The 14,475-nt window shown below is 31.1% G+C and carries 10 protein-coding genes; all 10 read left to right on the top strand.

What is annotated here, in order from left to right; translation table 11 throughout:
- The 10 genes from BMY18_RS04750 to BMY18_RS04710 all read left to right on the top strand — a co-directional run bounded on the left by BMY18_RS04750 (position 1) and on the right by BMY18_RS04710 (position 14,475).
- Positions 1 to 2,103, top strand: coding sequence for a hypothetical protein (locus tag BMY18_RS04750; protein WP_092451132.1), 2,103 nt, complete (start codon positions 1 to 3; stop codon positions 2,101 to 2,103).
- A gap of 701 nt (positions 2,104 to 2,804) precedes the next feature.
- Positions 2,805 to 2,930 carry a hypothetical protein gene (locus BMY18_RS21505; RefSeq protein WP_278280981.1) on the top strand — a complete coding sequence of 42 codons (126 nt, stop codon included), beginning with the start codon at positions 2,805 to 2,807 and terminating at the stop codon, positions 2,928 to 2,930.
- A gap of 91 nt (positions 2,931 to 3,021) precedes the next feature.
- Entirely contained in the window at positions 3,022 to 4,011 is a 990-nt protein-coding gene (locus BMY18_RS04745; RefSeq protein ID WP_092451130.1) for a helix-turn-helix transcriptional regulator, read from the top strand.
- A gap of 65 nt (positions 4,012 to 4,076) precedes the next feature.
- The gene (locus BMY18_RS04740) at positions 4,077 to 5,114 is read left to right on the top strand and encodes a hypothetical protein (RefSeq protein WP_092451128.1); all 1,038 of its coding nucleotides are present in this window, start codon (positions 4,077 to 4,079) and stop codon (positions 5,112 to 5,114) included.
- A 214-nt stretch (positions 5,115 to 5,328) separates the two neighbouring features.
- Entirely contained in the window at positions 5,329 to 6,483 is a 1,155-nt protein-coding gene (locus BMY18_RS04735) for a DUF429 domain-containing protein (RefSeq protein ID WP_092451126.1), read from the top strand.
- 586 nt (positions 6,484 to 7,069) lie between these two features.
- Entirely contained in the window at positions 7,070 to 7,312 is a 243-nt protein-coding gene (locus BMY18_RS04730) for a helix-turn-helix domain-containing protein (RefSeq protein ID WP_092451646.1), read from the top strand.
- On the top strand, positions 7,299 to 8,180 hold the full coding sequence (locus tag BMY18_RS04725; RefSeq protein WP_092451124.1) for a DUF4007 family protein: 882 nt from the start codon (positions 7,299 to 7,301) through the stop codon (positions 8,178 to 8,180). Before BMY18_RS04730 ends, BMY18_RS04725 begins: the two co-directional genes overlap by 14 nt.
- 6 nt (positions 8,181 to 8,186) lie before the next feature.
- Complete coding sequence (locus BMY18_RS04720; RefSeq protein ID WP_092451122.1) at positions 8,187 to 11,735, top strand: hypothetical protein; 3,549 nt, start codon at positions 8,187 to 8,189, stop codon at positions 11,733 to 11,735.
- A 14-nt stretch (positions 11,736 to 11,749) separates the two neighbouring features.
- Positions 11,750 to 13,354: a phosphoadenosine phosphosulfate reductase domain-containing protein gene (locus BMY18_RS04715; protein WP_092451120.1), complete on the top strand. Its 1,605-nt coding sequence runs from the start codon at positions 11,750 to 11,752 to the stop codon at positions 13,352 to 13,354.
- Positions 13,351 to 14,475, top strand: a complete 1,125-nt coding sequence (locus tag BMY18_RS04710) for an aminotransferase class V-fold PLP-dependent enzyme (RefSeq protein WP_092451118.1) — start codon at positions 13,351 to 13,353, stop codon at positions 14,473 to 14,475. The genes BMY18_RS04715 and BMY18_RS04710 overlap by 4 nt, the downstream gene beginning before the upstream one ends.

The raw sequence follows: 14,475 nt of genomic DNA, 5'->3' as shown, positions 1-14,475 counted from the left end.
ATGAGTAAAATTGATGATTATAAAATAGGCGCTAAGGCAGTGGCAGAACCAACTGCTAAAAAACTTAATAAGATAGTTTTGGATATGGAACGTACTGAAAGAGAAGAACAGAGGATTACTAATGAGTTTTTTGATGAAGTAATTGATGAATTTGAAAACATCGAAAATAATAACAATAATGTTAAAAAAATGATAAAATTTTCAGATATTAATGAAGATCGTGATGTGACAATTATTCTAGAAGTATTACGTAAATATTATACGCCTAAAGATGTTATTAAATCGGACAATCTGGTAGAATTTATTAAGGGTATTAACGCAGTAGCAAGAGAAACTCTTGCTACTAATTCTAATTATACTATTGAAGATATTAAAAAAACAGCTGACGTAAATGTATCTTTACTAGTATATTCTTTAGTATGTGTGTGCAATCAATTGGCCATTTCATATAGTCAGGAAGAATTTACATTAATTAGGGATGCAATGTTTATTTCAAATAGTGAGATGGATAGAATTGAGCAAAGGTTTAAAGAATGTGTAGAGAATTGTAATATTCAGACTTTAGTGGATATGTTTGTAAAAAATATGCCTGATGAAGAAGAAGAATATATAACAGTAATTAAAGCAGATGAAGAATATGAGACAGAGCAAAGTGTTGAAGAAGGTGGAAATTTTTCGGTACTTAGGAAGATTGTTGAAGATACAATGACTGAAATTGATGAAAAATATATATTTGGGGAAGAAAATCAGAAAAGAACAATTAATTTTATAAATAAACATGGGTTAGAAGTGGCTGAAAATACTTTGATTGCATTTATAGAATATTCTAAAATAGGTGTTTTGAATACTAAGTGTGTACTGTTTACAACTCATGCTATTTATATGTCTGAAAAAGAAAATGTGTGTAAGATATCATATAGTCAATTAATTCAAAATGGTAGAAAGATAATAAGCGAAAATGCTGCAGTGACTGAAGAAGATAAAACCACATTTTCAATTAAATTGTCAGATGATTTTATTATTAAATTTGATAATGTAAAATTTAATAATGATAAATTATTGAAATTATTTATTGCGATAATTAAAGACTTTGATGAAACTATGGTGGCGGATAAAGATACAGTAACTCGTATTGTGGATATGAAAGAAACGATTAAAGTAAATTACTTAAAAGCTGTATTTAATATTATTAAGTTTGAAAATCTTGGGGTTGAAGAGATCTTTAGGCTAGCTAGTGACATGAATTGCAATAATAGTACATATGCAATACTTGCTACATATTCAGAGAAAGGGGATGAAGTGTTAGAGTCATTGGTTGAGGCAATTAAAGAAGAAGTCCCTTATCCATCATTTAAATCTGTAGGATATGCTTTATTTCGTGATTGCTATAGACTTTTATACATTTCAAAAGGATGTGATTCAGCAACATTCAGAGTTAAAATGGAAGAGGCACAATATTTAAAGCAAATTAATATATTATTTGAACTACCAAATGGTGAGAATACAAGTAGCGTTAAAACTGCTCTTATAATTCCTAATATGGCATTCAATCAAATCACAGAAAAAGAGTTTAATAAAACAGCGCAAGCATTGATAATAGCAACAGCTACTATAGGAGTACCACTTGGAGTTGTTGTAGGAGCAGATGCTTTGTTTTTAAATACAATGTGGTTCTGGTTTATTCCTGGCATAGGAACTATAATTGCAACAGGAGCATTGGCAACTGGTGTCGTAACAACAGTAATTGGAATGCGGAATAAAGGTAAGAAAAATTTTTTAGAACAAAGAAAGGCTATTGTTGAGGATTGCATACATTCATACACTATGGCTCAAAGGATTTCTTATTCCTCAGATATTTCAGTGATAAATGCAAGTAGTGGTTATTATGATGAAATAAAACGAAAATTAATTATACAGCATAATCTAATACTGATAGCTGAATTTGAGTTTGGGGATAATAAACTGGAAAAGGCAAAAGAAATTACAGCAGAGACCTTAAATAAAGCAAAAAAAATGGGAGAAGATTCCTTAGAAATAGCAAAAAATATAACTTCAAAAATGGTGAAGAAAATAGGGAGTTTTCATAAAAACGAAAAAAGGTAAAGGTGATTGATAAGTAATGCAAGTATAATGTGAGATAGACTCCATTATAGCGAGGATTATAATCTCTTAATAACACTTTTATACAAACCAGAGTGATCATAGATAAAATTGGAAAGTTTTGACTTCTTGTTATACTACACGATACAATAAATAGAACTGTGGGGTTTCGTTGCGAGAACCCCACCAAATTAGTATTTGTTGTATAATAATTAAAGCTATTTTTAATAGGACTTTTTTCAGTGAAGTGATTCATTGGAAAGGATCCTTTTTTTCTATGCGTGGTTGTATTAATTGGTAAGCATTAATACAAAAAAATTGAAACAAATCAAATACATACTAAAGATAATAAATAGACTTTAGAATATTAGCTATTGCTGTTTGGATAACACTAATTATTAGTGCTGATGATTCTGCTCCATTTGGTTAATTTGAAAACAACTAATTTCTTTCCATTATGAATATTTTATGGTCTGCGCACAAAGATTACTACTTAATTAGATTAGTCCATACGGTAAAAGTGACCTTAATTTACTTCTTTTTGATTTACTTCGATTTACTTCCTTCGTTACTTTTGCAAATCCGTTTAATGGGACATATAAAAACGTATTCTACTTATACAAGGAATTTCAAGACGATTACATGGTATTCAAATTCTTTCTAAATTATTTAAATAAAAATATCTAGATAAAGGTGGAAATGTGATGGCAGAACGAATTTATTATTGGTTGTTTAAAAGAAAAAGAAGAAGTTGCAAATCATGCTGTATTGCATGCAAATATTATCAAATATGTAAGGCTGATGATGCAAACCAGAGAAATCATAGATAAAAAACAAGTCCTTTAATAATGACTTGTAATGTGGTATCTTTATAAATAGATGGGAAATTTTAACTTTAAATATCTATATGGAGGTCATATCATGGCAAAAGGAACAAATCAAAAATTAAAGTTAGTATATCTTATGAAGATATTACTAGAAAAGACAGATGAGACACATAGCATTACGATGCCAGAAATTATTTCATCATTAGAAGCCTATGATATAACAGCTGAGAGAAAAAGTATTTATGCTGATATGGAAGCACTTAGAACATATGGAATGGATATTATCGGAGAACAGAAAAATAAAACATATTATTATCATGTTGGAAATAGACAGTTTGAATTAGCAGAACTAAAGTTACTAGTGGATTCAGTTCAGGCCTCAAAGTTTATTACGGCTAAGAAATCAAATGAGCTGATTAAGAAAATAGAGGGGTTTGCAAGTAAGTACGAGGCAAAACAGCTACAACGTCAGGTGTTTGTTACAGAGCGAATTAAGACTATGAATGAGACTATTTATTACAATGTGGACAAAATACATGCTGCTATCGGAACAAATGTGAAGATAAAGTTTCAATATTTTCAGTGGAATGTGGATAAGAAGATGGAACTTCGCCATGGTGGAGAATTCTATTATATCAGTCCGTGGGCGCTTACCTGGGATGATGAAAATTATTATCTGATTGGATTTGATAGTGAGGCAAATATCATTAAGCATTATAGAGTCGACAAGATGTTGAAAATAGAATTGACGGAAGACAAACGCGAAGGGAAGGAGCATTTTACACAGTTTGATATGGCGGTATATGCGAAGAAGATGTTTGGAATGTTTGATGGAGAAGAGCAGACAGTAAAGTTGGAATTCGAGAATAGATTTGCGGGAGTTGTCATTGATCGATTTGGAAAAAATGTGACGGTTATTAAGACGGATGAAGAACATTTTACAGTAAATGTAAATGTTGCGGTTAGTGGTCAGTTTTTGGCATGGGTAATTGCGTTAGGGGATGGATCTAAAATTGTTGGACCAGAGAGTGTTGTGAGTAGGATGAGGAAAGAAATTGAACGATTAAATAGAATATACCTATGAAAAAGCGTTGTTTATTGTACTTTATTTAACAGATAATATCATGAAATAATCGGAGGGGTTTTATTATGAATATACAGGGACAAGTAGTAACACATAAAGCATTTGGCAAAGGTACTGTACTCAGTACAGATTGTAATCATATTGTGATTTCTTTTGCTAAAGTCGGAGAAAAAACATTACAATTTCCAGATGTCTTTATTTCATTTCTTAAGGCTGATGATGTGACTGTTTCTCAATATGTGGAGGGTTTGATTGAGAAAAAAAAGCAGCAAGAGAAAAAAGAAAGGGAAAGAAAAGAATTAGAATATCAGAAACACGATCAAGCATTTGATAAGAAAGTCAAGGCTGGATATAAAAAAATGGCAAGAGCAAATATTGCTTTCAAATGCAATTTTTGCGATGGAGGAAGATCTGACAAACAAGTTGGATATCATGGAGTATGTAGTGATCCTATAATAAATAACAATATAGAGGTGGAACACCGGACTTGGTGTAGTTCAGACAATTCGGCTTGTTTTAATTATTTTAATGGTAAAATATCAAGAGAAGCGTTGGATAATATTTGTGAAGATGGGGGATTTGTCTGTTATGAAAGTCAAATGTTAAGAGATTGGAAAGCACTTGCAGGTATTGTGCAAAATGGTGACCGTAAAGGGGATCCGATGAAACTGCATCAAGTGCAGAGAAATAGCCTTTGTGTCTTAACAACACGCAATCCGGGAAGCCGTGAAAGTGACAGGTACATTTTCGGTGTATTTCTGGTAGATGATACATATGAGGGCGATGGAGAAGATGAGGGTTATGTTTCAACCTCGTCAAAATATAAATTGAAACTTTCACCGAAAGAAGCGCAGAAGATTTTATTTTGGAACTATCATTCCAATAGTAACAATCCGGCGGTCCCAGCATGGAATTCTGGATTACATAGGTATTTTCAGGATGATGTTGCAATTCAAATACTAAGGGATATTGTAGAAGTAAAAAAAGAAACATCAGATTATTTATTGGCAGAAGAATTTTTAGACTATTTTTGCAATATCAGTCATGTTAATATAGCAGAAATTGCATCTCCGAGCGGAGCCTTAAAACGTAAGGTGATATAAATTAATTTAAAATTTTAAAAAGCAACGTAATATTATCAAATGGAATTGATAATTGAAAGGAAACAAACAATGAATGATATTCTCGTATTTTTAATAGTGATTGGATGGGTAAGTACAAAATGCACAAAATCTATAGATAAGACAAGAAGAAAAAGATGGTGGAGTGAAAAATAATTAATGTACCAATACATAAAAGAGAATTAAGGGAGAAAGTATGCAGGGATATAATTGTATTATTGTATTTAGTAATGATGGTAAGAAGCTATTGTTTTGTAAACGAAGTAAAGCACCTTATGAAGGACTATACAATCTAGTTGGCGGTAAAATCGAATATGGGGAAAATGGCTATGAAGCTGCTTATCGTGAATTAGAAGAGGAAACAGGTATTAACCAATCTAACATTCAACTTTCTCATATAATGGATTTTACATATTATAATCAAGATTGTTATGTAGAAATTTATGCAGGATATTTAAATTCAGAAATTGTATTACGTGAAGAAGCTCATCCTCTTGTGTGGTTGGATCAGAATGAGGATTTTTTCGATAGTGGTAAATTCGCGGGAGAAGGAAATATCGGTCATATGGTGGAACAAGTGAAATGCTATGGCCTTGGTATTCCTCAAAATCAAGAAAATCAGAAACTTGTAAATAAAATAGACATAGATAGTATTTGCATTGGAGTTGATGGTTGTAAAGGTGGTTGGATTACTGCAATTTTAAATCATGGAAAATTATTTCTCGAAAAATATAATTCTTTAAACGAAATAGTAACCATTTATAAAGATTTTGATGAGTTTTTGATAGATATGGTAATTGGATTAGCAGGTACAAATGAGCAGATTAGACCCGATGTTTATGCAAGAAAAATTATTAGTGAAAGATCGTCTACAATTTTCCCAGCACCTTGTAGACAGGCAATATATGCGGAAACTGTTTCAAAATCCTATGATGAAAATGTAAGGGTATTGGGAAAAAAATTTACACCATTAACTGTTGCGATTATGCCAAAGATGCGTGAAGTTGATAAGTTCCTTCAAGAAAATACGCAATATAAAAATATAATTAAAGAAAGTCATCCAGAAGTCTGTTTCGCAAGATTAAATGGCAGTACAGTATTATCAAAGAAATCTGACTTTAATGGTATAGAGGAGCGAATTCATATATTATCAAAATATATAAAAGACCTTAATCTTAATAAAATTATAATGACCTCGAAAAATTTCAAATGTAATATTGATGATATTATTGATGCAATATGTCTTGCCGTAACTGCTAATTTAGTTATACAGAAAAAATATGATGTAATTCCAGAATCGCCTATGAGAGATGATACTGGACTAATTATGCAGATGGTAATTCCTAAATGATAATAGTAATCGCCCCATGAATTCTGATGAGTAGAAATAGTGAATTCTATTTAATAAATTAAATTTTCTATACATATGTTTTAAATTTTGAGTAATGACAAGTTGTATTTTGGAAAGTTTTTTTTGGTTGTTCTCTGATATTGCAATTAGTCTAATGAAAAACTATAAGGGGTATTAGGTGGGGGATTTAAGTGGATATTTTAAAGTTTCAATTTTTAAGTTTAAATTTATAATCGGTTAAATGAAAAACTAAATTCCAGTTTCAATTGTTTGGAAGGGGGGAATTTAAAATTTCACTTTACGAAAATAAACTTTTACGCCTTGATGTCCTGATATTGAGGTCATAATAACTATACAAAAATAGAAAAAAACTTCATAAAAATGAAGTTTTGTGATATGATTATATTTAGTGCTTTCGCCTTAACTTAAAAGGAAAAATGAGGAAAAATGAGAATTATCGAGGAATTTATTCAGGATTAAAAAAAAAATGTTTAATTCATGGTTGGTTCTGCATTTTTTAAGGCATAAGCACATAGAGGATGTATATTATTACGAAAAATGTTTAGGAAAGATGGAAGGAAAACATATGGCAGTCTCTTACAAAAAGATGTGGAAGCTACTTATTGACAAGAATATGAATAAAGGCGAATTATGTCATGCAACCGGCATATGCGCCGGTACAATGGCCAAAATGTCAAAAGATGAACCAGTTACACTTACGGTGCTGGCAAAAATTTGTGATGTATTAAATTGTGATATAGGTGATGTTGTAGAAAAAATACCAGAACAAATTGAACAGGAAGGAAATACTAGCAATGGTTGTAAATAAGCATAGTAGTTTTTATATGAGAAGTGGATGGGGAACTAAAATTATCGAGGCAGTTAAGTCTGACGATATGATTTTCACCCCAAGTAATGAGCAACAGGCAGTTGACAATATTGGGCTTGGACGAGTTATTGTAAAGGCACTGCGTTATTGGTCTGATGCGATGGGATTGACAACGGAGAGTAAATCTTCAGAAGGTATTCAGCAGATCCCTACGGAATTATATAGATTAATAGAACAATATGATAAGTATTTTCAGAGACAGGGGTCTTTGCTTTTGCTACATAGAAATTTAGCAAAGAATATAGATAGTGCTACAGCATGGTACTGGTTATTTAATGAATGGAATGGCACTTCATTTGATAGAGAAGAGTTTGTTAATGGCTTTCATTCGTATTTAGCGGTTAATGGAATGAAAGTAAAAAAAGATGCAGTAAATAAAGAATTTAATTGTTTGAAAAACACATATTTTAGTGATAAGAAAATTGATTTAAAAACAGCTATGGACGAAGATACATATCCTTTTTTAGCACCACTTGAAATATTAAGAATAAACGATCAGAAAAAATATGAAAAGAATCAGTTATCAAAGCATGATGTACCACTTGAAATTCTTATATATTCTATAGCTATGGATAATTTAGAAGCCAGTAGGAGTAAAAAACAGGTAAGTATAGATACAATCATGGATGAAAAACTCCAAATTGGCAAGTATTTTAACATGAAGTATTCGAAATTAATAGAAATGCTCATTGAAGCAGAAAATAGGAAATACATTTCTCTAAATAATAACTTTGGAAATAGATTTATTGAGTTTTTAGATATGGACTATTCAAAACTGCTTAACAAATATTATATGGATAAGGAATGATGATTTATGAATTATTTAGATTTAATATCAAAGAAAAAGCAATATAAATATTCTGCTAATATTTGTTTTGACTTAAAGGATGAAGAAAAGCTGGCAAACTTTATTCCTAATGTTACAACAACAGAAATAATTAGAGAGTATTTATTGGGGATAATAAATGGAACTGCAAACAATCATTCGAGAATACTATATGGATCTTATGGAACTGGAAAATCACATCTGTTAACAGTACTGTGTGCGATTCTTGGTTTAATTAATACAAGTGGAAATGGGTTTAAAGAATTTGCTAGATCAATTGAACAATATGATAAAGATCTGACAAATGATTTGCGAACATTTGTAAAAGAAGATAAGCCGTTTTTAGTGGTTCCAGTTTTTGCAGATTTTGATGAATTTGATAAGTGTATTTCATATTCATTAAAAAAAGAATTAGAAAGAAATAATATTAAAATTTGCTTTAAAAGTTATTTTGATGAAGCAAGAAAGCTTCTGAAAAAATGGGAAACTGGCGAAGAATCAGCAAAAAGGATAGAAGAAGAATGCGGAAAGAATTCAATTGATTTAGGCGAATTATATCAAGGTCTAGAAAATTATGATTCAAAAAGTGAAAAAAAGTTTAATGATATATTTAAAGGGATGACATACGGAGCAACGTTTGTAAGTGGAACAGGTAATCTTATTGATAATATTGAACTTGCAAACGAGACAATAAAGGGTACACATAAGGGAATAGTGTTTGTATTTGATGAATTTGGTAGATATATAGAGGATTTTGGTGAAACAATCAAAGTAAAAGTTGTTCAAGATTTAGCAGAATTCTGTGATCATGGAAAGTTTAACAACTACTTAATTATGGTTTCACATAAACAGTTGTCAATGTACACAGATAAAATGAAAAAAGAATCAAGTGAGGAATGGAAAAAAGTGGAAGGGCGATTCCTGTCTACTTCAATTAATTCAAAATATGATCAGTGTTTATCGTTGATTCCATATATTATTCCAAAGACAAAAAAATGGGATTCTTTTAAAGAAATGCATCAGCAAGAGCTGAATGAATTATACAACCAGGGATGGGATTTTAAGGGTTTTTTGTTACCTCCAAAAAAGATTAACAAGATGGGCCCATTTGAGGGTGGATATCCTTTGCACCCTATTACACTTTATTCGTTGGATAGACTATCGAAGAAAGTAGCGCAAAATGAAAGAACGTTCTTTACATATTTAGCTAGTGATGAAGAACACTCGTTATCAGATCAGCTTAAAAATATGCAGGACGATAGATTTCATTTTGTAGGATTGGATTCAATATTTGATTACTTTGAAGCAAATATCAGAGCATATAAATCTGAAGAAATTTATGCGATATATAAAAAATTGCAATTTGCAATTAATAAATTGGGTGTAATTGATAATAACGAGATTCAAGTGAAAATTTTAAAAGCAATGGCCGTTATATATATCATTTCTGACTTGTCAGTTTTGACTGCCGATAAGGACACATTAATTAATGTGATTGATGAGGATAAGGAACTGCTCTCAATTGCTTTGTCAAAATTAGAAAAAATGAAAATTGTTAGATATATGCGTCAGTATGGATATTTTGATTTTTTAGATAGTAGTATTTATGATCTTGATTCTATGATTGATGAAAAATCAGCAAGCGTAACTGATGATATGGCAATCTCAATATTAAATGAGGATTTCTCGGGATTTGTTGTCTATCCATATGAGTACAATTCAACATTTCATATGAACAGAATATTTGTACCGGTCTTTGTTCAAAAACAAGATTTGGGGAAAAAGACGTTTTTTAATTCATTACCAAAGTTCTACGATGGTGTTATAGCTTTTGTGCTAGATCAGCAGTATGACCCAAATGAGTATGCAAAAATTATAGATATCCCTGAAAGAATGGTAATGCTTATTAATGGAGATTCTAAATTGATTAAGCAGGAAGTAAAGCGATATGTTGCTATTTTATATTTCTACTCAAAAAGAGAAGAACTAAAAAAAGACGATCCAACAGTTGAAAAAGAACTATTAATGTATTTGGGAGAGCAGGAAAGCGTTGTTAATGATTTAATACGAAAATGGAGAAGCATTAGTAATAATAATGTTATTCCAATGGTGAATGATAAGGTATTAAATATTAATTCAGAATTAGAGCTGGTTAAAAAGGCGTCAGAAATAATGTTTGATAATTTTTCAAAGACTGTCATTATTAATAATGATTTAATTAATAAAAATGTTATTTCGGGTGCAATTAAACAGGCACGCTATAAAGCCATGAATTATGTTTTTAACAATGAAAATATTTATGATAATTGTTCAGTATTATCGCCTGAGCATACAGTGTTGCGTTCTGTATTGTCAAAGACCGGCATTAGCGATGATGGAACTGTTGTGGTACAAGATATAAATAAACTTCCGAATGGAACGATTGCAGGACAGCCTGTAATGCATGCGTTAAATAAATATTTAAAAAAATGTGAAAAAGCGCAGGTGAATTTGGAGGAAATATACAGTGAACTAAAGCAGGCTCCATATGGTTTAAGAGATGGTTACCTTCCAGTTTTATTTGCATATGCCCTTAAAAACTATCAAAATGTTTCATTGTTTTTTCATGGTACAGAAAGAGATTATTCAGAAGACGAATTAGTTAAAGCTATCGAAAGTCCTGAAGATTATAGCTTGTATATATGTGATTGGAATGATGGTCAAACGGAATACATAGAAAGTCTTGAAAAGATGTTTGGACAATTTATTAATCAGAATAACGATTCAAAAAACAGACTTAGAGATCTATTATATGCCATGAATACACATTTTGCATCGGTTTCAAAGGCAGCAAGAACAACTGATAAATATGTTTCTGAGATAACAAAACAATATAGAAGTATAATGAGCATATCGTACAAAAATTATAATAAATTCTTTTTTGAAAATTTACTTCAAATTGACGATGATCTACAAAATTTGATTGTTCAGATTTCAAATATTAAGTTTGAATTAGAGTCTGTAGTAGTAAAGCAGTATAGAAATGTTGAAAGGTCAATCAGAGATGTACTAGCACTTAATAATACGGAAAGTATTGTTAAGTATATTTCAAAAAAATATGAAGAAGATTGGCAGGTAAAAAGCTACAAAGCATTTGATTATAATACAAATACATACATGGAATATATGTCATCTATGAATAAAACGGAGACTGATCAAAGCTTTGTTAAGGATGTCGCAAAGATGGTTACGGGTTTTGAAATAGATTATTGGTCAGATTCTAAAATAGATGATTTTGAAGATGAATTTACAAAAATTATAAATCAACTTGAAAATTATCAGGCACAGGATAGTCTGAATCAAAATGAGATGAAAATTATTATTGAAACGGGAACAGATGAGACACGAATCACTCAATTTGATAAAGCAGAGCTTAGTACGAATAGTCAAATGATGTTTAATAAGATTAAGGCTACAATGGATAGCTTTGGACAAGGAATTAGCTATGAAGAAAAGATGCAAGTCGTGGCAAAATTACTCGGAGAAATAATGCAGTAGAAGGGAGATTCAAAATGATTTACTGGTGCAAAAAGTGTAATGAACCCATATTTGATATAGAATTGCATAAGTGTTTTTGCGATGGGGAATTGCGTAAAATATCAGAGGGAACGATTTGCAATCCAGTATTTAAACAGGAGCGCAAGTTGCTAAGTAAAATAGTTGGATGTAACTTGAATGAAAAGAAAATATGGTATTTTGGTGCTAGCAAGTATTTCTATGATGGAGTAATGAACAGAATACCATATAGAGAATGGTATAAAGGAAAGAAACATTTGCAGTATGCTGAAGAACTTAGGACAGACATTGAAATTGAAAGAGGTTATGAAGAATATATAGGAGTTGTGGAAGCTAATAAAAATTATATTCAGAACCTAATCTATGAAGCAGAGCAATATGTTATAGATACACTTAAACATTATCTGAAAAAGGAGTATATTCCCACTGTATCGTTTTCAGGTGGAAAAGATTCAACAGTAGTTAGTCGTATTGTCCGAGATGCATTGCAAGACAATACAATAGTACATTTTTTCGGCGACACAACTTTGGAGTTTCCAGAAACATATTCGTATTCATTGGAAAAATTCAGAGTCGAGAATCCTCTGGTTCCAATGATTCCAAGTGAAACTGAAAATGATTTCTTTAAGATGTGTAAAGTATTTGGTCCTCCTAGTCAGCATGAAAGATGGTGCTGTACAATATTTAAGACAAGTAGCCTAAATAAAGAACAGGATTATATGACTGGAAATAGTCTGACATTTTTAGGAATTAGGCATAGCGAGTCAGCAGCAAGAAAATCTTATGAAAGAACACAGGAGCATTCAAAAATATCTTCACAAGTAAATGCAATGCCAATTATTGAGTGGACTGATTATGATGTATGGCTGTATGTACTTTACAAAAACTTATTAATTAATGATTGTTATCAATATGGATATAAGCGTGTAGGATGTTGGTGCTGTCCTAATAATTCAGATTGGTCGATGATGCTTACGGAAATATATCACCCAGATTCAATGAAAAAATGGAAGAATATGGTTTATGAGTTTGCAATTAAAACAGGTAAAGATGACCCTGATGATTACTATGAAGAAGGACGTTGGAAAACTCGCAGGGGAGCAAGTGGCTTAAAAGTAAAAAATGTATCAATTATGGATACTCCATGCAATTTGTCTGATAGAGCTAGAAATATTATTATTGAAAAAAAAATAAATAAAGATGTAATAGAGTTATTTAAACCTTTTGGAGATTTGAAAATTGCTGAAAAGAAAGATGCTACTTATATTTCAGTATTTGATTTCGATAAATCAGATGTATATAGGAAATGCTTTGAGATTATTATCACGTTTGGAACAAATGTTATAAAAGTTGTTCCAGAAGAAAGAATAGATATTGCAAATTTAGTAAATCGAATAAAATGTCAAATGAGGAAGTATCAGTTTTGTATTAAATGTTCGGCGTGTGATTCAGTTTGTCCATATGGTGCAATTGACACGGTACATGGAAAATATATAATTGACGAAAAAAAATGTACCCATTGTAAAAAGTGCATTGCGAAATTTTACAATGGTTGTATAACTTGTGATGTTTTAGCAGCTAAAAAAAAGGAGGCAAAATGATCTATTTTGATAATGCTTCCACAACTAAGTACAAGCCTGAAGAGGTATATGAAGCCTTTGAATATTATATTAGAGAAATTGGTGTCAGCCCAGGAAGAGGAAGTTATCAACTTGGTATTGAGGCATCTCGAATGTTGTTTAAATCAAGAAAAATAGTTGGAAAATATTTTGGTATGAGTAAACCTGAAAATGTGGTTTTTACAAAGAATTCCACGGAAGCAATTAATTTGTTTTTTTATGGGTTTTTAACACAAGGCGATCATGTTGTCATTTCTTGTTATGAACATAATGCCGTTTTGAGACCATTACAGAAGTTGAAGGAAAATGGAATAATAGAATACTCGGTTATTTCAAGGAATGATTTAGAACTTTCAGCATCTGAAATCTGTAAAAAGTATTTTAAAAAAAGTACAAAGTTATTTGCGACAACTTTAGCGAGTAATCTTTCTGGAAGAATTATATTCCGTGAGGATGTTGCAGAAGAATTTAAGAAAAATGGTGCTACTGTGTTTGTGGATTCGTCGCAAGGAGCAGGGAAGATTTTTCTAAACATGGAAAGGCAGAATATAGATTTTTTAGCATTTACGGGACATAAAGACCTTTTTGCAATCCCAGGGGTCGGAGGACTATGTTTCAATAGCAGCAGAAATCTTGAACCTCTTATTCAAGGTGGAACAGGAATACATGGTGAAGAATATACAAATCCAAATGTTTTTCCAGAAAAATATGAAGCTGGAACTTTAAATATGCCAGCAATTTGGAGTCTTCATGCGGGAATAACGTTTATTCTGAATAATAAAAATTGTATTATAAAAAAAGAAAAAGAATTAACAGAGTATTTGATCATGAAATTAAAAGAGTTAGAAAATATTCAATTATACGACATTGAACATACTAGAGTTTCTACATGCTGTATTAATGTAAAAAATATGAGTTCTAGTGAGGTTGTTGCATATTTAGATAAAAATGAAATATGTGTTAGGGGAGGAATTCATTGTGCGATTTTAGCTCATGAAGCATTGGATACTGTGAAAACAGGGGCGATACGTATAAGTTTAAGCTATTTAAATGAGAAGGAAGAAATTGATGAGTTAATTAGACTATTGAAAGAATGTAGGTGA

It is taken from the genome of [Clostridium] fimetarium, from assembly GCF_900111235.1.
GTDB classification, from domain to species: Bacteria; Bacillota; Clostridia; order Lachnospirales; family Lachnospiraceae; genus Clostridium_N; species Clostridium_N fimetarium.
This window is presented reverse-complemented; position numbering and strand designations above follow the sequence as displayed.